Below are 19,662 nucleotides of genomic sequence, written 5' to 3'. Positions count from 1 at the left end.
CAACCTGAACGCGAGGTTTGAAGGAATTCGCATGACGACACGCTTTGCCGTCCTGATCGACGGGGACAATGTTGGGGCGCAGCACCTTGACCAGATCCGGCGGAGTGCCTGCGCAAGGGGTCAGGTTGATATATGGCGCACATATGCTGATGCGAGCCTGCGCAAGGATTGGGATGCCCAACCCGGTGTCCGGTTGATCCACGCCGGGACCGGAAAGAACGCGGCAGATATTCTTCTTTCTATAGACGCGATGGTTCTTGCTTTTCGCGATGATGTAGGTGGCTTCGTGATCGTCAGCTCGGATGGGGATTTTTCTCATGTCGCCAGCCGCTTACGCGAGCTCGGCAGGCCGGTGATCGGAATGGGCGAAGCAAAGACGCCAGCGGTTTTCCGCGCGGCCTGCACCGAATTCGAAGTCATTGGCAATCCGAAGCCGATGCATTGCGTTACCGATCTAGATCGTCAGATACGGACAACGATCGCTCAGCACAGCAAGAACGGACAGGGGATGCGTCTGGCCGAGCTTGCCGCGAAAATGTATTCGAGTCACGGCGTACGGATCAGTAGCTTGCCGGAAAAAAGGTGGCGAAGTTATTTGATCACTCGTGTGAGCCTTTATGATGTTGACCCCAAGGGCGCCGCAGCGAAGGTGCGGTTCAAGCCCGCGGGCTTCGTTGTCTAGCCTGATCGCGCGATGGCCTGTCCCGCGGCAAAGCCAGAGGACCAGGCCCACTGGAAATTATAGCCGCCGAGCCAACCGGTGACATCGACGCATTCTCCAATGAAATAAAGGCCTTGAAGGACGTTGCTCATCATAGTTTTCGACGAAAGTCCGGCCGTGTCGACGCCGCCCAATGTCACTTCTGCGGTGCGGTACCCCTCGGAGCCGTTGGGCTTGAGCCGCCAGTCGCGCAGGGCATGGGTGATCTCCTGCAGGCGGGTATCGGACTGATCGGCGAGATTGCCGTGCAAACCCAGATCTGACGCCAGGTGTTCGACAAGCCGCGCGGGCAGGTGGTGGGCCAGTTCCGTGGTCAGAAGCCGGCGGCCCGCCTTGGCGCGCTGTTCACGTAAGGCACTGAAAAGACGGGATTCAGGGTCGAGATCGAGAATGATTTCCTCGCCTTCGTGCCAATAGGAGGAGGCCTGCAGAACCGCAGGGCCGGAGAGGCCGCGATGGGTGAAGAGAACGGCTTCTTCGAAAGCGCCGTCACCGGCGGTCACGCGGGCCGGGGCGGCGACGCCGGAAATCGGCGCAAAGCGTTTGTCGGAGAAGGTGAGCGGCACGAGCGCGGGGCGCGTTTCGGTCAGGCTGTGCCCGAATTGACGTGCAATATCATAGGCTAAGCCGGTGGCCCCCATGGCGGGGATGGACTTGCCGCCGGTGGCGACGACGAGGTTTTGCGCGGTGACCTCGTGGCGTTTTCCCTCGCGCTCCAGCATGGTGCGGAAGCGGGTGCCGTCGTGGGTAAGATCGGCAAGCGAGGTGCGCAGCCAGAGCGTGGCGCCGGCCTTGTCCATCTCGGCGCGCAGCAGGGCGATGATCGCTGCGGACTTGCCGTCGCAGAAGAGCTGGCCGAGGTTTTTCTCGTGCCAGCCGATGCCGTGGCGGTCGACGAGGTCTATAAAAGCCCATTGTGTATAACGGCTTAGCGCCGATTTGCAGAAATGCGGATTCTGCGACAGGAAGTTGTCAGGACTTGTATGCAAGTTGGTGAAATTGCATCGCCCGCCGCCCGAGATGCGGATTTTTTCGCCCGGGGCCTTGGCGTGATCTACCACAAGCACGCCTGGGCCTGCATGGGCCGCGCACATCATGCCGGCGGCGCCGGCGCCGAGGATCAGGGTTGTCACGTCCATGACGTCCCGTGCCAAAGCGGGCGGGAGAGGTCAAGCGCGGTGTTTTGTACAAAATGAAGCATGTCTGACGCCCGGTTTCTCCATTTTGTACAAAACAAAACCTGCGGTTTCCGGGTCAGCGTCCGGCGGGTCACCGCGGAGGGCGGCACAAAACTCTTTCCGGAGTCTCCCGAATTGGCTACACTAACCGGATAGACCCCTTAAGGGGCGATTTGAGGCAGTCTTCGGCGGTTCATATGACAGAGATGGTCTATGGCGCGGCGCCCGTGCGGGATGTCGAGCCTATCCTTCCGAAATGGTGGCGGACGATCGACAAGTGGTCGGTGTCCTGTGTGCTGATCCTGTTCGGGATCGGCATCCTGCTGGGGTTGGCGGCGTCGCCGCCCTTGGCGGAGAAGAACGGGTTCGAGCCTTTTCACTACGTGCAGCGGCAGGCGGCGTTCGGGTTCATGGCGCTGACTGCGATGATGCTCACCTCGATGATGAGCCCGCAGCTTGTGCGGCGTCTGGCGGTGGTGGGCTTTCTGGCGGCCTTCGTGGCGCTGGCGCTCCTGCCGGTCTTCGGCACGGATTTCGGCAAGGGGGCAGTGCGGTGGTACAGCCTTGGCTTTGCCGCGCTGCAGCCGTCTGAATTCCTCAAGCCCGGCTTTGTCGTCGTGGCCGCGTGGCTGATGGCGGCAAGCCAGGAGATCAACGGGCCGCCGGGCATGAAGCTGTCGTTCTTCATCGCGGTGCTGATCGTGCTGATGCTGGCGCTGCAGCCGGATTTCGGACAGGCCTGTCTGGTTCTGTTCGGCTGGGGTGTCATGTATTTCGTGGCCGGCGCGCCGATCCTGCTTCTGGTCATGATCGCGGGTGCGGTCGTTTTCGCCGGCACGCTGGCCTATTCCAATTCCGAGCATTTCGCGCGCCGCATCGACGGGTTTCTGAGCCCCGACGTGGACCCCAACACGCAGCTGGGCTTTGCCACCAATGCGATCATGGAAGGCGGGTTTTTCGGCGTGGGCGTGGGCGAGGGATCGGTCAAGTGGTCGCTGCCCGACGCGCATACGGATTTTATCATCGCCGTGGCGGCCGAGGAATACGGCCTTGTCCTCGTGATGGTGATCATCGCGCTTTACACCGGCATCGTGGTGCGGTCGCTCAGCCGCCTGATGCGGGAGCGGGATACGTTCATTCGCCTTGCCGGAACGGGCCTTGTGGCGATGTTTGGCGTGCAGGCGATGATCAACATGGGCGTCGCGGTGCGGCTTTTGCCCGCCAAGGGCATGACGCTGCCCTTCGTGAGCTATGGCGGATCGTCCCTTATCGCGACGGGGATCGCGGTGGGCATGCTCTTTGCCTTCACGCGCTCGCGGCCTCAGGGCGAGATCAACGATTTGCTGCGGGGGCGGGGCCGGTGACAGACGCCGCGCTGAAGCACGGCCTACGGGAGGGCGGGCAATGATGGCCGAGCGCGCACCCCTGCTGGTGATCGCCGCCGGTGGCACGGGCGGGCATATGTTCCCGGCGCAGGCGCTGGCGGAGGTGATGCTGCGCCGGGGCTGGCGCGTGAAGCTGTCGACCGATGCGCGCGGCGCGCGCTATACCGGCGGGTTTCCGCATTCCACCCAGATCGAGCAGGTGGCCAGCGCCACCTTTGCGCGCGGCGGACTGGTGAACAAGCTGCTGGCCCCGTTTCACATCCTGGGCGGCGTTCTTGGCGCGACGTTGCGGATGCTGCGCGACCGGCCGGAGGTGGTGGTGGGCTTTGGCGGCTATCCGAGCATTCCGGCGCTGGCGGCGGCGGTGATCCTGCGCCGTCCGCGCCTTATTCATGAGCAGAACGGCGTTCTGGGCCGGGTGAACACGCTGTTCGCCAAGCGCGTCGCGGTCGTGGCCTGCGGCACCTGGCCCACGGCGGTGCCTGCGGGCGCAGAGGCCGTCCATGTGGGCAATCCGGTGCGCGCGGCCGTCTTGGAGCGCGCCGGCGCGGGCTATATCCCGCCGGGCGATTACCCGATGTCGATCCTCGTCATCGGCGGCAGCCAGGGCGCGCGCATTCTGAGTGACGTGGTGCCGCCCGCCATTGCGGATCTGCCGCCCGAGATTTTGCGCAATATCCGGGTCAGCCATCAGGCGCGCGACGAGGATGGCGCGCGGGTGGCTGCCTATTATGCCGACGCGGGCATAGATGCCGAGGTGCAGCCGTTTTTCCGGGACGTGCCGGCGCGCATGTCCGAGGCGCAGCTGGTGATCAGCCGCGCCGGGGCCAGCAGCGTGGCCGATATCTCGGTCATCGGGCGGCCCAGCATCCTGATCCCCTATGCCGCCGCGGCGGCGGATCATCAGGCGGCGAACGCCAAGGGACTGGCGAAAGCCGGCGCGGCGATCGTGATTCCCGAGAGCCGGCTTGCGGTCGAGACGCTTTCGGAGCAGATAGCCGCCGTGCTGACGAATCCCGAAGGCGCGTTGCAGATGTCTCGGGCGGCGCTGTCGGTCGCGATGCCCGATGCGCCGCAGCATCTGGCGGATATGGTGGAAGAACTAGCAGGGAGAGCCGGCACATGAGGGATTTCAGATGGGAAGGAGCCGCACCGATGAATGCAGCGACCAAGCTTCCGGGCGATGTGGGGCCGATCCATTTCGTGGGTATCGGCGGCATCGGCATGTCGGGGATCGCGGAGGTGCTGCTTAATTTCGGCTATACCGTGCAGGGCTCTGACCTGAGATCGACGCCGATCACGCAACGGCTGGTCAAGAAGGGCGCCACGATCTTTGAGGGACAGGCGCCTGAAAACCTGGACGAGGCGGAGGTCGTGGTGGTGTCGACCGCGATCAAACCGGGCAATCCGGAACTGGACGAGGCGCGGCGGCGCGGCCTGCCGGTGGTGCGCCGGGCCGAGATGCTGGCCGAGCTTATGCGTTTGAAATCCAATGTCGCGGTCGCGGGCACCCATGGCAAGACGACGACGACGACGATGGTGGCGGCACTCCTGGATCACGGGCGGTATGACCCCACGGTGATCAATGGCGGGATTATCCATGCCTATGGATCCAACGCGCGGGTCGGGCAGGGCGAATGGATGGTGGTGGAGGCCGACGAGAGCGACGGCACCTTCAACCGGCTGCCCGCGACGATCGCCATCGTGACCAATATCGACCCCGAGCACATGGATCACTGGGGTTCGGAAGAGGCGCTGCACCAGGGGTTTCTGGATTTCGTGTCGAACATCCCGTTCTACGGGCTGGCGATCTGCTGTACCGACGATCCGGACGTGCAGACGCTGGTGGGCAAGATCACCGACCGCCGCATCGTCACCTTCGGGTTCAACGCGCAGGCCGACGTGCGGGCCGTGAACTTGAGCTACAAGGCCGGCGTGGCGCATTTCGACGTGGCGCTGCAGGCCGAGGGTCTGGTGATCGAGGGCTGCAGCCTGCCGATGCCGGGCGATCACAACGTGTCGAACGCGCTGTCGGCTGTGGCCGTGGCGCGGCATCTGGGCATGACACCGGACGAGATCCGCGAGGCGCTGGCCGCCTTCGGCGGCGTCAACCGCCGCTTCACCCGCGTGGGCGAGGTGAACGGTGTGACGATCATCGACGATTACGGGCATCACCCGGTCGAGATCGCCGCCGTTCTGAAGGCCGCGCGGCAAGCCACCGAGGGGCGGATCATCGCCGTGCACCAGCCGCACCGGTATACGCGGCTGCACACGCTTTTCGATGATTTCTGTGCCTGTTTCAACGATGCCGACGTGGTCGCCATCGCCGAGGTCTATGCCGCCGGTGAGGAGCCGATCGAGGGCGCCACGCGCGACGACCTGGTGGCGGGGCTTATCCGCCATGGCCACCGGCACGCCCGCGCCATTCTGGGCGAGGATGACCTTGTCCGGCTGGTCAAGGAACAGGCGGGACCGGGCGACATGGTCGTTTGTCTCGGCGCCGGCACGATCTCGGGCTGGGCCAACGGCCTGCCCGCGAAGCTGACTGCGACGGACGCAGAGTAACGTTTCGTAAAACAGGGGCCGCCATGGTGCTGGACGGCGGCCCGAAATCGACATCCTTCCGCCTCGCTGCCCGCGGAGATCGCTGACGAAGGAGAGGTGTGATATGGTCTTGGTTCTTGCAACGGTCTTGTGGATCGTGCTGTCCGCGCTGGTGCCGCATTTGCCGCGGCGCTGGTGGCACAGCCCGTCTATTGCGCTGTGCGTGACGGCGCCGGTGCTGGTTGTTCTTGCCGCGCAGGAGATGGGCCCGGATGTGGCCGGGCTTATGGCGGTGGCGCTGATGCTGATGATCCGCTGGCCCTTTGGCCGGGCGGGCCACGAGAGGTCCGACACCGGCCGGGTGCGGGGCTATGCCGGCCACCGGCACGAGGTGACGGAGTGATCCCGATCCATCGCGAAGACTGACGAAGGAGGCCGCGCGACATGGCCGACATGCTGCAACGCCGGATCGGACTGGGCCTTCTGACGGCCTATGGCGTGGGCGTCATGGTGGGCGCGGGCATCTATGTTCTGGTCGGCGCGGTGGCCGCGCAGGCGGGTGTCTGGGCGCCGGTGTCTTTCCTGATCGCGGGGCTGATCGCGGCGCCGACGGCGCTGAGCTATGCCGAGTTTTCCACGCGTCTGCCCGAGGCAGCGGGCGAGGCGGCCTATGTCGCGACCGGGTTCAGCCGGGCGTGGCTGGGGCTGATCATCGGGCTGGCCATCGTGGCCGCCGGGACGGTGTCGGCGGCGGCGGTCCTGCGGGGCGGGTCGGGCTATCTCATCTCGATCACCGGTTTGCCATTCGGTCCGACCGTGGCGGTCATGGGCGCGGGGTTGTTGGCGGTGGCGGTGATCGGCGTGCTGGAAAGCCTTGCGCTGGCCGCGTTTTTCACGCTGATCGAGGTCACCGGGCTGGCGCTTGTCGTCTTCGCCGGGATCACGGCGGAGCCTGCGGCGTCGTTCGCCGCGCCTGCCGGGATCGTGTGGGCGGGCGTGGCGAGTGCCGCGACGCTGGCCTTTTTCGCCTTTATCGGTTTCGAGGACATCGTGAACATGGCCGAGGAGGTGCGGCACCCCACGCGGACCCTGCCGCGCGCGATCCTCTTGTCGCTTGTCATCACCAGCCTGCTTTACGCGCTGGTGTCCTATGCCGCCGTGCGCGCGGTGCCGCTGGAGCGGTTGTCGGTCTCCGAACAGCCGCTGGCGCTGGTGTGGCAGGAGGCGCGGGGCGGCTCGGCGGCGTTTTTGTCGGTGATCGCGGTGGCCGCGGCGCTCAATGGCGTGCTGGCGCAGATCGTGATGGCGGCGCGTGTGCTCTTTGGTCTTGGCGCGCGGCACCGGCGGCTGGCGATCTTCCACCACGCGCATCCCAAATTCGGCACGCCGGTGCTGGGCACGGGTCTGATCGGGGCGGCGGTGATCGGCGCGGCGCTGACGCTGCCCATCGCGGATCTGGCGCAGGCGACCTCGGCCCTGCTTCTGGGGGTCTTCGTTCTGGTCAACGGTGCTCTGATCGCGCTCAAGCGGCGCGCGCCGGAGGCGGTTTTCTCGGTGCCCATGGCGGTGCCGGTGGCGGGGCTGATCCTGTCGCTGGGCGCCTTCGCGTTCACGATAGGAGGATTGGCATGAGCTGGAGCCTGACACTGGGCTGTCTTTGGGTGCTTGCGGGCACGGTGGTGGCGTTTCTGCCGATGCGCTACCAATACGTGCCGGGCGTGGCGCTGCTTTTGGCGGCGCCGGTGCTGATCTGGATGATCGCGCAGGATCATGGCGGGCTGATGGCCGGGCTTGCGGCCTTCGCGCTGATCTCGATGTTCCGCAATCCGCTGAAATATTTCGCCGCGCGGCTGATGGGCCGCAAGCCGGAGGTGCCGAAATGACCCTGTCACTGATCCTGGCCTGCCTCTGGGCGCTGGCCGCCAATCTTGCCGCGATGATCCCGAGCCGGGACAATCACTGGACACGGGCCTATGTGCTGGTCGCGCTGGGTATCCCGCTTCTGGGCTATGTGACCTGGGAGAACGGGCCGTGGATCGGGCTTCTGGTGCTGGTCGCGGGCATGAGCCTTTTGCGCTGGCCGGTGGTGTATCTGAGCCGCTGGATCCGGCGGCTCGGGACGAAGCGCCCGGAAGAGCCGTGAGGGGTTCGAGTCGTTCTGTCAGGAAGAAAGGGGGCGTCGCGGCGGGCTTGCCAGTGCGTCGCGGGTGACGTAGCAGAGCGCGCATGAGCGATTTACCCCAAGTGCGCGGACGGCTGACGGAAGGCCGTGTTCTGGCCGACCTCACGTGGTTGCGCGTGGGCGGGCCGGCGGACTGGTTCTTTCAGCCCGCCGACGAGGCGGATCTTGGCGATTTTCTGCGGGGTCTCGATCCGGGCATGCCGGTCTTTCCGATGGGGGTGGGCAGCAACCTTATTGTGCGCGACGGCGGCCTGCGCGCGGTGGTGATCCGGCTGGGGCGGGGTTTTAACGGGATCACGATCGAGGGGGACACCGTGCGCGCGGGTGCGGCGGCGCTGGACGCCCATGTGGCGCGGCGCGCGGCGGAGGCGGGGCGCGATCTGACCTTTCTGCGCACCATTCCGGGCAGTATTGGCGGGGCGGTGCGGATGAACGCGGGCTGTTATGGGCGGTATGTGGCCGATCATCTGGTTTCCGTGCGGGCGGTCACCCGGGAGGGCGAGGCCGTGACGATCGCGGCCGGTGATCTGCATCTTGCCTATCGGCAGAGCGATCTGCCCGAGGGCTGCGTGATCACCGAGGCGCTTTTCAGGGCGCCCGAGGGCGACCCGGAGGTGCTTGCCGCCACCATGGAGGCGCAACTGGCCAAACGCGATGAAAGCCAGCCGACAAAGGACCGCACGGCCGGCAGCACGTTTCGCAATCCGGCCGGATTTTCGAGTACCGGCGCGGCGGATGACACGCATGACCTTAAGGCGTGGAAGGTGATCGAGAACGCCGGCCTGCGCGGGGCGCGCCGGGGCGGCGCGCAGATGAGCCCCAAGCATCCCAATTTCCTTGTGAATGCCGACAATGCCACCGCCGCGGATCTGGAAGGATTGGGCGAAGAGGTGCGAAAAAAGGTTTTCCAAGACAGTGGAATAGAGTTACATTGGGAAATCATGAGGGTCGGCGAACCGGCCCCGTCCGCGGATTGAGGCGGAGATAATAAAACAGGGCCGAAAATGGCCCGGGACTTTGAGGCAGTAAGGTGGTTTCTTCGAGCGGAAACACCCCGACTGTTGCGGTGATCATGGGCGGCCCCTCGGCAGAGCGCGAGGTGTCCCTTTCTACAGGTCGTGAATGCGCCGCAGCGCTTCGGGAGGCAGGCTATGAAGTGGTCGAGGTCGATGCCGGCCGCGACCTTTCCCTGCGTCTGACCGAGCTTTCCCCCGATGTCGTTTTCAACGCGCTGCATGGCCGCTGGGGCGAGGATGGCTGTGTGCAGGGTCTGCTGGAATGGATGCAGATCCCCTATACGCATTCCGGTGTGCTGGCCTCGGCGCTGGCGATGGACAAGCAGAAATCGAAAGACGCCTACCGCGCCGCCGGGCTGCCGGTGGTGGAGAGCGTGCTGGTGGCGCGCGAGGCGGTGATGGCGGATCACGTGATGGCGCCGCCCTATGTGGTGAAGCCCAATAACGAGGGTTCCTCGGTGGGGGTCTATCTGGTGCAGGAGGCGGCCAACGGTCCGCCGCAGCTGTCGGACGACATGCCGTCCACCGTGATGGTCGAACAGTTCGTGCCGGGGCGTGAGCTGACCACCTCGGTGCTGGGCGATCGGGCCTTGGGTGTGACCGATATCCTGACAGACGGCTGGTATGATTACGACGCCAAGTACAAACCCGGCGGGTCGCGCCACGAGGTGCCCGCGAACGTGCCGGCCGAGATCACGGCGGCCTGCGAAGACTATGCGCTCCGCGCGCATTCCGTTCTGGGCTGTCGGGGACTGTCGCGCACCGATTTCCGTTGGGACGAGGCGCAGGGGCTGGCGGGGCTTTACCTGCTGGAGACCAACACCCAGCCGGGAATGACGCCCACCTCGCTATCGCCTGAGCAGGCGCAGGCGGCGGGGATCGGGTTTCCGGACTTGTGCGACTGGCTGGTGAGGGACGCGTCATGCAACAGGTGAAGCGTTCCGAAGTCCGGGCCGATCCCGCGCCGTCGCGGCTGCATTACCGCTATCAGCGGCTGATGCTGACGCCGCTCTTTCGCAAGCTTCTCAAATGGGGTCTGCCGCTGGGCGCTGTGGCCGCGCTGGCAGTGACGTTTTTCGCGGATCCCGCCCGGCAGGAGGCCGTCCGCGACACCGTGGCCGATCTGCGCCGGCAGATCGAGACGCGGCCGGAATTCATGGTGAACCTGATGGCGGTCGAGGGCGCGAGCCGGGAGATCGAGGAGGATGTTCGCGAGATCTTTCCGCACGACCTGCCGGCGAGCAGTTTCGATATCGACCTCGACGCGGTGCGCGAGATGATCGTGGGCCTGCCGGCGGTGGCGGACGCGTCCGTGCGGATCCGGCAGGGCGGCGTGCTTGTGGCCGAGATCACCGAGCGACAGCCCGCAGCGATCTGGCGGTCGCGCGACGGGTTGGGCGTGGTGGATGCGACCGGCGTGGTGATCGGCGAGCTGACCCGCCGCGCGGAGCGTCCCGGCCTTCCGGTGATCGCGGGCAAGGGGGCCGACCGGGCGGTGCCCGAGGCGCTGGCCATCCTGCAGGCGGCCGAGCCGCTGGCCGGGCGGTTGCGCGGGCTGGTGCGGATCGGCGAGCGGCGCTGGGACGTGGTGCTGGACCGTGGTCAGCGCATCCTGCTGCCGGAGGCAGCGCCGGTGCGCGCGCTGGAGCGGGTGATCGTGCTGGCGGACGTGCAGGACATGCTGGAACGCGACGTGGCGGTCGTGGACATGCGGCTGGGACAGCGGCCGACGATCCGGATGAGCGAAAACGCCGTCGAGGAATGGTGGCGCGTGACAAGAATGACGGTAGGGGCGGACAACGAATGATCGAGCTTTACGAATCCCAAAGGGCGATGCGCAACATGCGGCGGGCTGCGATGCAGCGGGGCGTCGTGGCGGTGCTGGACGTGGGCACCTCGAAGATCGCCTGTCTGGTGCTGCGCTTTGACGGCAGTGATCGCCTGCATGAGCAGGACGGGATCGGGCGGCTGGCCGGGCAGGCGGGATTTCGCGTGGTCGGTGCGGCGACGACCCGGTCGCGCGGAGTGCGCTATGGCGAGATCGCCACGATGGGCGAGACGGAGCGCGCTATCCGCACCGCCCTGCAGGCGGCGCAGAAAATGGCCGGGATCCGGGTCGATCATGTGATCGCCTGTTTCTCGGGTGCGGCGCCGCGCAGTTACGGTCTGGCCGGGAAGGTGGAATTGGACGGGCCGACGGTGACCGAACAGGATATCAGCCGCGTGCTGTCGGCCTGTGATGTGCCGGACTACGGCGAGGGGCGCGAGGTGCTGCACGCGCAGCCGGTCAATTTCGCGCTCGATCACAGGTCCGGCCTGAGCGATCCGCGCGGGCAACTGGGCAGCGAGCTGGCCACCGACATGCATATGGTCACGGTCGATGCCGACGTGATCCAGAACCTTGCCCATTGCGTCAAGCGCTGCGACCTGGAGCTCGCGGGGCTGGCAAGTTCGGCCTATGTGTCGGGCATTTCGGCGCTGGTGGAGGACGAGCAGGAGCTGGGCGCGGCCTGTATCGACCTCGGCGGCGGATCGTCGGGCGTGTCGATCTTCATCAAGAAGCACATGATCTATGCCGATTCTGTGCGGATCGGCGGCGAGCATGTGACAAATGATATTTCCATGGGCCTGCAGGTGCCGCAGGCCACTGCCGAGCGGATCAAGACCTTTTACGGCGGCGTCGTGGCCACCGGCATGGACGACCGCGAGATGATCGAGATCGGCGGCGAGACCGGCGATTGGGAACATGACCGGCGCACGGTGAGCCGGGCCGAGCTGATCGGGATCATGCGCCCCCGGGTCGAGGAAATTCTTGAAGAGGTGCGGGCGCGGCTTGATGCCGCCGGGTTCCAGCACTTGCCGAGCCAGCAGATCGTGCTGACCGGCGGGGGCAGCCAGATCCCGGGCCTTGACGGGCTGGCGAGCCGTATCCTCGGACAGCAGGTGCGGCTGGGCCGCCCGCTTCGGGTGCATGGCCTGCCGCAGGCCGCGACGGGGCCGGGTTTCGCCAGCGCAGTGGGCATGTGCCTCTTTGCGGCGAATCCCCAGGACGAATGGTGGGACTTCGAGATTCCGGTCGACAGATACCCGGCGAGATCTCTGAAACGGGCGGTAAAATGGTTCAAGGACAACTGGTAACCGCAAGATGTCGTCAATTCGGCGAAATCCCGCGTGTTTACGGCGTTTTTTGCCCATATTTTGTGGTAAAAACGTGTTTTTTAGGTGACGCAAGTGTTAACGGGCGGTAAGATTAACGTCAGTTTAGGCGGAAAAAGGCCTGCGACAGGCGGGCGGCAACTGCAGGCGAGAAAAGGCGGATAGAGCGATGACATTGAATCTCAGCATGCCAGGACAGGACCAGGAGCTGAAACCGCGGATCACCGTGTTCGGTGTGGGCGGCGCGGGCGGCAATGCCGTCAACAACATGATCGACAAGAAGCTTGAGGGCGTCGATTTCGTCGTGGCCAACACGGACGCGCAGGCGCTGGCACAAAACAACGCCCCGAACCGCATTCAGCTTGGCGTCAAGGTGACCGAAGGCCTGGGCGCGGGCGCGAAAGCCTCGGTCGGGGCCGCCGCCGCGGAAGAGAATATCGAACAGATCGTCGACCATCTGGCCGGCGCGCATATGTGCTTTATCACCGCCGGCATGGGCGGCGGCACGGGTACGGGCGCGGCGCCGATCATTGCTCAGGCAGCACGTGAACTTGGCGTGCTAACTGTCGGTGTCGTAACGAAACCTTTCCAGTTCGAGGGCGCCAAGCGGATGCGCCAGGCCGAGGAGGGTGTCGAGAGCCTGCAGAAGATGGTCGACACGCTGATCATCATTCCCAACCAGAACCTGTTCCGTCTCGCCAATGAAAAGACGACCTTTACCGAGGCGTTCAGCATGGCCGATGACGTGCTGTACCAAGGTGTGAAGGGTGTCACCGACCTGATGGTGCGTCCGGGCCTCATCAACCTCGATTTCGCCGACGTGCGCGCGGTGATGGACGAGATGGGCAAGGCGATGATGGGCACCGGCGAGGACAGCGGCGAAGAGCGCGCGATCCAGGCCGCAGAGAAGGCCATCGCCAACCCGCTGCTGGATGAAATCAGCCTGCGCGGTGCGAAGGGTGTTCTGATCAACATCACCGGCGGGCATGACCTGACTCTCTTTGAATTGGACGAGGCCGCCAACCGCATCCGCGAGGAAGTGGACGCCGACGCCAATATCATTGTTGGCTCGACGCTGGATCCGGACATGGAAGGCGCGATGCGCGTATCGGTCGTGGCCACGGGCATCGATGCGTCGGAAGAATCCCGCGAAATCCCGGTGCCACGGCGCAAGCTGTCCGAGCCGCTGAAGCCTGCCGAAGTGGCCGCCGAGGAGGCGCCCGCCAAGGTTGCCGACGAGGTCGGCCGCCCTGCCGAGGTCGCCGCGCGCGCTGAGGAGGGCTATGAGCCCGAGGCGGAGGAAGAGCCCAGCCTCTTCAATACCTTCGATGCCGAGCGGGCCGCTGCGGAAGAGCAGATGGAAGACATCTTCGAGGCCGACAGCCGCGAGACCGCCGAGGACGACCTGCCGCCGCCGGCCTATACGCCGCGCCGCGAGACCGCGCCGATGGCGGACGAGGCTGACGAGATGGACGCTTTCATCGCGCCCAAGGCGCCCGTCGCCGGTACGCCGTCGCCCGATGCGCTGGCGCGGTTGCAGGCCGCCGTGCAGAAAACGCCGCGCAGCCAGCAGCAGGTGCGCCCCACGGCCCCGGTCCGTACCCCGGACTCGGCGGCCGAAAAGCCGCGTTTCGGGATCAATTCGCTGATCAACCGCATGACCGGCCACGGCGAGGGACATGCCCAGAGCAGCCAGCGCCCGGTGCGCCAGCAGCCCACGATGCAGGCCAATCCGGCCCATCAGGAGGCCCGCGAGGAAGAGGAAGATCAGATCGAAATCCCCGCGTTTCTGCGCCGGCAGGCGAACTGACGCCGACCCAAGGGCTGTTTGGTTTTCCGGAACGGGCCGCATTGCGCGGCCCGTTTTTTGTTTTGTATCAGCGGGTTAGAGGGCTTTGCACAGAGGTCGGCGGATTCTTGCCATTTGCCGGATGGCGATGTTTCAGGGCGTTACAAAGAGTGAATTGAGCCGAGGGTCAACACGCCATAAACCATCTTCACCAAAACCCCGCCCAGTCCGGAACTCCGCGACGGGCGACGTGGTTAAAGACCTGAGGTGGCCTGCGTGCAGACAACGATCAAAACCCCAGCGAGCTTTGAGGGCGTCGGATTGCATTCCGGCGCGTCGGCTCGGTTGACGATCCTGCCGGCTCCGGCCAATCGCGGGATCGTGTTTCGTCGTCTGGATTGCAGCCACACGCGTTGCGAGATCCCGGCGCGTTGGGACGTGGTGAAGCAGTCGCCCTTGTGCACCTTGCTGGAAAACGATGCGGGCGTGGCCGTGTCGACCGTCGAGCATGTGATGGCGGCGCTTGCGGGTTGCGGCATCCATAACGCGGTGATCGAAGTCGACGGACCCGAGGTGCCGATCCTTGATGGCAGCGCCGCGCCGTTCGTGCGCGGAATCCTGCGCCACGGGGTGCGCCGGCAGCACGCGCCGCTGGATGCGCTGCGCGTGCTCAAGCCCGTCGAAGTGCGCCGCGGCGACGCGACCGCGCGGCTGGTGCCGCATGACACGCTTCTGATCGAGTTCGCGATCGAGTTCGAGGACAGCGCCATTGGCGCGCAGAAAAAGCTGCTGAACATGTCGAACGGCAGCTTTGTGCGCGAACTGAGCGATGCGCGGACCTTCTGCCGGCAGGCGGATGTGGACGCGATGCGGGCCAACGGTCTTGCGCTTGGCGGCACGCCGGGCGAGAACGCCGTGGTGTTCGATGGCGACCGGGTGCTGAGCCCCGGCGGGCTGCGCCATGCCGACGAACCGGTGCGCCACAAGATGCTGGACGCGCTTGGCGATCTGGCGCTGGCCGGTCTGCCGATCCTTGGCCACTATCAGGGCGACCGGGCGGGTCATGCGCTGACCAACGATCTGCTGCGGTCGCTTTTTGCCGATCGCGAGGCGTTCGAGGTGGTGCGTTGCACGCCCCGCATGGCCGCGCGTCTGCCCGGCGCTGGTGTGCATTGGGGCGAAATTCCCGCCGTTGCCTGACCGCCGCGACACGGCCTGCCTTGAAACATCTCATAAGGCGTTTTGCCCCGGAAATTTATGTGCTAGGACCGATCCGAAGCAGCGGGCCGGGGCTCGCATGACGGCATCGGTTCAAGGGCGAATTCACGAATGACTGGCGGCACATCCCGGATATGGTTGACGGCGGCGGTTGCGGCGGTGGTCCTGTCGGGATGCGGCGGGATCAACGCCCAGGTCGAGCGCGGCGAGATCAATTACGAGAATTTCACCGCCGAGCAAATCTATGGCCGCGCCGAGTATGACCTTGCGCGGGGCGACGAGGAACTGGCCGCGACCATTTTCGCCGAGGTCGAGCGGCTTTATCCCTATTCGGAATGGGCCAAGCGCGCGCTGATCATGCAGGCCTATGCGTATCACCAGGCCGAGGATTACGAGAACTCGCGCTCGGCCGCGCAGCGTTATATCGATTTTTATCCCAGTGACAGCGATGCGGCCTATGCGCAGTACCTTCTGGCGCTGAGCTATTACGACCAGATCGACGAGGTCGGGCGCGACCAGGGGCTGACCTTTCAGGCGCTGCAGTCGCTGCGCGAGGTGATCGAGCGCTATCCCGACAGCGAATATGCCTCCTCGGCCATTCTGAAATTCGATCTGGCCTTCGATCATCTGGCCGCGAAGGAAATGGAGATCGGGCGCTATTATCTGCGCCGGGATCATTTCACCGCCGCGATCAACCGCTTCCGCGTCGTCGTCGAGGATTTCCAGACCACGACGCACACCGCCGAGGCGCTGCACCGGCTGGTCGAGGCGTATCTGTCGCTGGGCCTGACGAACGAGGCGCGCACTGCGGGCGCGATCTTGGGTCATAACTTTCAGGGCACCGAGTGGTACGAGGACAGTTACAAGCTGTTGACCGGTCAGGGTCTGACGCTGGAGGCGGTGGGCGATAACTGGTTGCGCCAGATCTATCGCCAGATGATCCTCGGGCGCTGGCTCTAGCGAGGGTCGGGCGCCCCGAAGCGCGCCCTTGGGACGATCATCATGCTGCGCGCGCTGGATATTCGCGACATCCTTATCATCGACCATCTGGAGCTGGATTTCCGGCCCGGGCTGAACGTGCTGACCGGCGAGACCGGGGCGGGCAAGTCGATCCTGCTCGATGCGTTGGGATTCGTGCTGGGCTGGCGCGGCCGGGCGGATCTTGTCCGGCAGGGGGCCGAGCAGGGCGAGGTCACTGCCGAGTTCGACTTGCCGGAGGGCCACGCCGCGCGGGACGTTCTTGAAGAGGCGGGATTGCCGGTGGCCGACACGCTGCTGTTGCGCCGGGTGAACACCGCAGAGGGACGCAAGACCGCCTGGGTCAACGACCGGCGTTGTTCGGGCGACGTGCTGCGCGCGCTGTCGGACGTTCTGGTGGAGTTGCACGGCCAGCATGATGACCGGGGGCTTCTCAATCCCAAGGGACATCGCGACTTGCTGGACGCCTTCGGCGGGCTTGAGGGCCTGCGCGCGGCCAGCCGGCAGGCCTGGCGCGACCTTGCAACCGCGCGCAAGGCGCTGAGCGAGGCCGAGGCGGGGCTGGCCAAGATGCGCGCGGAAGAGGATTTTCTGCGTCATGCGGTGGGCGAGCTTGATGCGCTTGACCCGCGTCCGGGCGAAGAGGCCGAACTGGACGCGCGCCGCCGGCTGATGCAGCAGGGCGAACGGATTCGTGAGGATATCGCCAAGGCGCAGACCGCGATCCGCGAAGGCGCGGAGGACGCCGCCGGCACCGCGCTACGCTGGCTGGAAGGTGCGGCGGATCAGGCCGAGGGGCGGCTTGATGCGCCGCTCGACGCGCTGGGGCGCGCGCTTGCGGAGCTGGATGACGCGGCGTCGGGGGTGGAGGCGTGTCTTGAGGCGCTGAATTTCAACCCGCTGGAACTGGAAGAGGCCGAGGAGCGGCTTTTTGCCATCCGGGGGCTGGCGCGCAAGCATGGCGTGGCACCCGATGAGTTGGCCGCCTTCGCCGAGGAGATGCGTGCGCAGATCGCCCGGCTGGATCAGGGCGACGCGGATCTGGCGGCGTTGCAGGCGGCGCTTGGGCATGCGGAAAAGGCGTATGAGGCGGCGGCGGACGCGCTGAGTGCGGCGCGGCAAGAGGCCGCTGGGCGGCTTGACGCGGCGGTTACCGCCGAACTTGCGCCGCTCAAGATGGAGCGCGCGGTTTTCGCCACGCAGATCGAGGCGGCTGAGCCCGGGCCGGACGGGCGCGACGCGGTGACCTTTACTGTGGCTACCAACCCGGGCGCCCCGGCGGGCCCCCTTGGCAAGATCGCCTCGGGCGGAGAACTGAGCCGGTTTCTTCTGGCGCTCAAGGTGTGCCTGACCGAGGGGCAGGGTGGGCTGACGATGATTTTCGACGAGATCGACAGGGGTGTCGGCGGGGCCACGGCGGACGCGGTGGGCCGGCGGCTCGAGGCGCTGGCGGAGACCGGCCAGGTTCTTGTCGTCACGCATTCGCCGCAGGTGGCCGCGCGCGGGGCGCATCACTGGCAGGTGTCGAAAAAGGTGGTCGACGAGGCGACGCTGTCGAGCGTTGCGCCTTTGGGCGCGGACGCGCGGGTGGATGAAATCGCGCGGATGCTGTCGGGTGAGAACATCACCGAGGCGGCCCGGGCCGCCGCACGGGCGCTGATGGAGGGGTGACGCGCCGGTGATCGGCCGCGCCGCGGCCCTCCGATGGCGCGGGTGGGCTTCTTGATCAGCCGTGTTCTTCCGCAGAGACCGCTGCCAGCGCGCGGTTATAGGCCTTGAGCGCGTCGACGTGGAACAGCGCGCCTTGCAGGTCGGGGCCCTCGCCCTCGGCGGCGAGGCGCACGACCGGGATGAAGGGGACGCCGGAGCGCTCGAACACCGGCATGGCGGCCTCTAGCGTGGCGTTCGCGTCGATATAGATGCCGTCCTCGATCAGCTCCCACAGCCGGTCCTTGTTGGGCGCGCGCGTGTCGCTGATGTCGCGCATCACACGGCTGACCCGGTACATGGACAGAAGATAGGCATGCGGCCCCGCGGCGAGGCGCACCCCGCGCCGTTCGAGCTGTGTCAGGAAGAAGGAGCGGCGCACCAGGCGTGAGCCGAGCGCGGTCGACATGGAGACCGCGACCATCACGGCGAGGCCCGTCTGCCAGTCGCCGGTCAGTTCGAACACGATGAGGGTCGTCGAGATGGGGGCGCCAAGCACGGCGGCGGCGACCGCGCCCATGCCCGCAAGCGCATAAAGCGTGGCGGCGCCCGAAATTTCCGGGAAGATGCCGGTGGCGATGAGACCGAAGGCGAGCCCTGTCAGCGCGCCCACCATGAGCGAGGGCGAGAACACCCCGCCGCCCATGCGCCCGCCAAGGGTGATGGCCACCGCGACGACCTTGAGCACGGCAAAGACGATGGCCTCGTGCAGCAAAAGCTGACCAGTAAGCGCCGCCGACGTGGTCTCGTATCCCACGCCGATGATATGCGGAAAGCCCACCGCCAGCCCGCCCAGAAGTGCCCCGGCGAAGGCCGGGCGCAGCCAGCGCGGCAGGCGGAGCAGCGCGCGCATGCGGCTGGCCCAGTCCTCGGCGAAGAGGATGGCGTGCATGAGCACAGTGGCCACCACGCCGCAGACGAGACCGAGGATCAGGAAGGCGGGCAGTTCCACGTAGAATTCCAGCGCCGAGGCAGTGGGCAGGGTGAATTCGGTCACGTCGCCGAATTCCAGCCGGTTGATCACCGTGCCCGCGGCGCTGGCGATGACGATGGGCGCGAAGGCGTGCAGGGCGAAGTGGCGCAGCACCACTTCGAGCGCGAAGAGCGCGCCCGCGATGGGCGCGTTGAACGAGGCCGAGACCGCGGCGGCCACCGCGCAGCCCAGAAGATCGCGCCCGGTGATGCCATCCGCGTTGATCCGTTTGCTGATCCAGGTCGAGATGACCCCCGCCAGATGCACCACCGGCCCCTCGCGGCCCGAGGAGCCGCCGGTGCCCAACGTGATCACCGAGGCGGCCGCCGAGGCGAGACCGGCGCGGATCTCGACCCGGCCCTCGCGCAGGGCGGCGCCCTCGATCACGTCGGCGACCGAGCGGGCGCGGGCGTCGGGCGTGAAGCGGTCGAGGATGACGCCGACCACAAGCCCGCCCAGCACCGGCACCGCGACTAGCCAGTACCACGGCAGCCCGGCGGCGTAGCTGTGGATCGAGGAGATATCGTCGCTGCCATAGACCAGCCCCTGAAGCAGGCTGATTCCCTTGCGGAAAAAGAGCGCCGCGAAGCCTGCGGCGATACCGATGAACAGCGCGATAAGCCAGAACTGGAACTGGCTGGGACCCTTAGCGCGCAGCACGCGCAGCCCGCGCGACCAGGCCTCGCGCAGCCGCGCCAGCCCGTGCCGGACCGAGCCCGCGTCGGGATCGGGTGCCGCGCTCATGCCCGGGCCTTCGGGGCCCATCCCGGCGCTTCCCACGACGCGGCGGGTATCCTAGGGTGTGCGACAGGGGA

At 66.1% G+C, this 19,662-nt stretch carries 18 protein-coding genes; 16 read left to right on the top strand and 2 right to left on the bottom strand.

Annotated features, from left to right (window positions below; all coding sequences use genetic code 11):
- Positions 1-31 precede the first annotated feature (31 nt).
- Positions 32-682 carry an NYN domain-containing protein gene (locus tag EZV60_RS06645; protein WP_135503559.1) on the top strand — a complete coding sequence of 217 codons (651 nt, stop codon included), beginning with the start codon at positions 32-34 and terminating at the stop codon, positions 680-682.
- Here the strand turns inward: EZV60_RS06645 and EZV60_RS06640 are convergent.
- On the bottom strand, positions 679-1,860 hold the full coding sequence (locus tag EZV60_RS06640) for a BaiN/RdsA family NAD(P)/FAD-dependent oxidoreductase (RefSeq protein WP_135503557.1): 1,182 nt from the start codon (positions 1,858-1,860) through the stop codon (positions 679-681). The genes EZV60_RS06645 and EZV60_RS06640 overlap by 4 nt on opposite strands.
- A gap of 236 nt (positions 1,861-2,096) precedes the next feature.
- Here EZV60_RS06640 and ftsW point away from each other — a divergent pair, with 236 nt between their 5' ends.
- From ftsW to recN, 15 genes are all read left to right on the top strand, one after another.
- A complete protein-coding gene (ftsW, locus tag EZV60_RS06635) occupies positions 2,097-3,263 on the top strand; it encodes a putative lipid II flippase FtsW (protein ID WP_135503555.1) in 1,167 nt (388 codons plus the stop codon).
- A 43-nt stretch (positions 3,264-3,306) separates the two neighbouring features.
- On the top strand, positions 3,307-4,410 hold the full coding sequence (locus EZV60_RS06630) for a UDP-N-acetylglucosamine--N-acetylmuramyl-(pentapeptide) pyrophosphoryl-undecaprenol N-acetylglucosamine transferase (RefSeq protein WP_135503553.1): 1,104 nt from the start codon (positions 3,307-3,309) through the stop codon (positions 4,408-4,410).
- 29 nt (positions 4,411-4,439) lie between these two features.
- Positions 4,440-5,849, top strand: coding sequence for a UDP-N-acetylmuramate--L-alanine ligase (gene murC, locus EZV60_RS06625; RefSeq protein ID WP_135503551.1), 1,410 nt, complete (start codon positions 4,440-4,442; stop codon positions 5,847-5,849).
- Positions 5,850-5,952: 103 nt separating this feature from the next.
- Positions 5,953-6,231, top strand: coding sequence for a DUF2484 family protein (locus EZV60_RS06620; RefSeq protein ID WP_135503549.1), 279 nt, complete (start codon positions 5,953-5,955; stop codon positions 6,229-6,231).
- 41 nt (positions 6,232-6,272) lie between these two features.
- The gene (locus tag EZV60_RS06615; protein WP_135503547.1) at positions 6,273-7,460 is read left to right on the top strand and encodes an APC family permease; all 1,188 of its coding nucleotides are present in this window, start codon (positions 6,273-6,275) and stop codon (positions 7,458-7,460) included.
- A complete protein-coding gene (locus EZV60_RS06610) occupies positions 7,457-7,711 on the top strand; it encodes a DUF2484 family protein (protein ID WP_135503545.1) in 255 nt (84 codons plus the stop codon). The genes EZV60_RS06615 and EZV60_RS06610 overlap by 4 nt, the downstream gene beginning before the upstream one ends.
- Positions 7,708-7,971: a DUF2484 family protein gene (locus EZV60_RS06605; RefSeq protein WP_135503543.1), complete on the top strand. Its 264-nt coding sequence runs from the start codon at positions 7,708-7,710 to the stop codon at positions 7,969-7,971. The genes EZV60_RS06610 and EZV60_RS06605 overlap by 4 nt, the downstream gene beginning before the upstream one ends.
- 83 nt (positions 7,972-8,054) lie before the next feature.
- The gene (gene murB / locus EZV60_RS06600) at positions 8,055-8,987 is read left to right on the top strand and encodes a UDP-N-acetylmuramate dehydrogenase (RefSeq protein WP_135503541.1); all 933 of its coding nucleotides are present in this window, start codon (positions 8,055-8,057) and stop codon (positions 8,985-8,987) included.
- 95 nt (positions 8,988-9,082) lie between these two features.
- Entirely contained in the window at positions 9,083-9,961 is an 879-nt protein-coding gene (locus tag EZV60_RS06595) for a D-alanine--D-alanine ligase (RefSeq protein ID WP_245306247.1), read from the top strand.
- A complete protein-coding gene (locus EZV60_RS06590) occupies positions 9,949-10,833 on the top strand; it encodes a cell division protein FtsQ/DivIB (protein WP_135503537.1) in 885 nt (294 codons plus the stop codon). Before EZV60_RS06595 ends, EZV60_RS06590 begins: the two co-directional genes overlap by 13 nt.
- Entirely contained in the window at positions 10,830-12,164 is a 1,335-nt protein-coding gene (gene ftsA, locus EZV60_RS06585; RefSeq protein ID WP_135503535.1) for a cell division protein FtsA, read from the top strand. The genes EZV60_RS06590 and ftsA overlap by 4 nt, the downstream gene beginning before the upstream one ends.
- Before the next feature lie 187 nt (positions 12,165-12,351).
- Positions 12,352-13,992: a cell division protein FtsZ gene (gene ftsZ / locus EZV60_RS06580; protein ID WP_135503533.1), complete on the top strand. Its 1,641-nt coding sequence runs from the start codon at positions 12,352-12,354 to the stop codon at positions 13,990-13,992.
- Between the two features lie 255 nt (positions 13,993-14,247).
- Positions 14,248-15,171, top strand: coding sequence for a UDP-3-O-acyl-N-acetylglucosamine deacetylase (gene lpxC / locus EZV60_RS06575; RefSeq protein ID WP_135503531.1), 924 nt, complete (start codon positions 14,248-14,250; stop codon positions 15,169-15,171).
- Between the two features lie 129 nt (positions 15,172-15,300).
- Positions 15,301-16,149 carry an outer membrane protein assembly factor BamD gene (locus tag EZV60_RS06570; RefSeq protein ID WP_135503529.1) on the top strand — a complete coding sequence of 283 codons (849 nt, stop codon included), beginning with the start codon at positions 15,301-15,303 and terminating at the stop codon, positions 16,147-16,149.
- A 42-nt stretch (positions 16,150-16,191) separates the two neighbouring features.
- Positions 16,192-17,838, top strand: a complete 1,647-nt coding sequence (recN, locus tag EZV60_RS06565) for a DNA repair protein RecN (RefSeq protein WP_135503527.1) — start codon at positions 16,192-16,194, stop codon at positions 17,836-17,838.
- Between the two features lie 55 nt (positions 17,839-17,893).
- Here recN and EZV60_RS06560 read toward each other — a convergent pair whose 3' ends face one another.
- Positions 17,894-19,591 carry a chloride channel protein gene (locus tag EZV60_RS06560; protein WP_135503525.1) on the bottom strand — a complete coding sequence of 566 codons (1,698 nt, stop codon included), beginning with the start codon at positions 19,589-19,591 and terminating at the stop codon, positions 17,894-17,896.
- Between the last annotated feature and the right edge of the window lie 71 nt (positions 19,592-19,662).

Origin of the sequence: Roseovarius aestuariivivens (genome assembly GCF_004761875.1) — a bacterium.
In the GTDB taxonomy this organism is placed as follows: domain Bacteria; phylum Pseudomonadota; class Alphaproteobacteria; order Rhodobacterales; family Rhodobacteraceae; genus Roseovarius; species Roseovarius aestuariivivens.
This window is presented reverse-complemented; position numbering and strand designations above follow the sequence as displayed.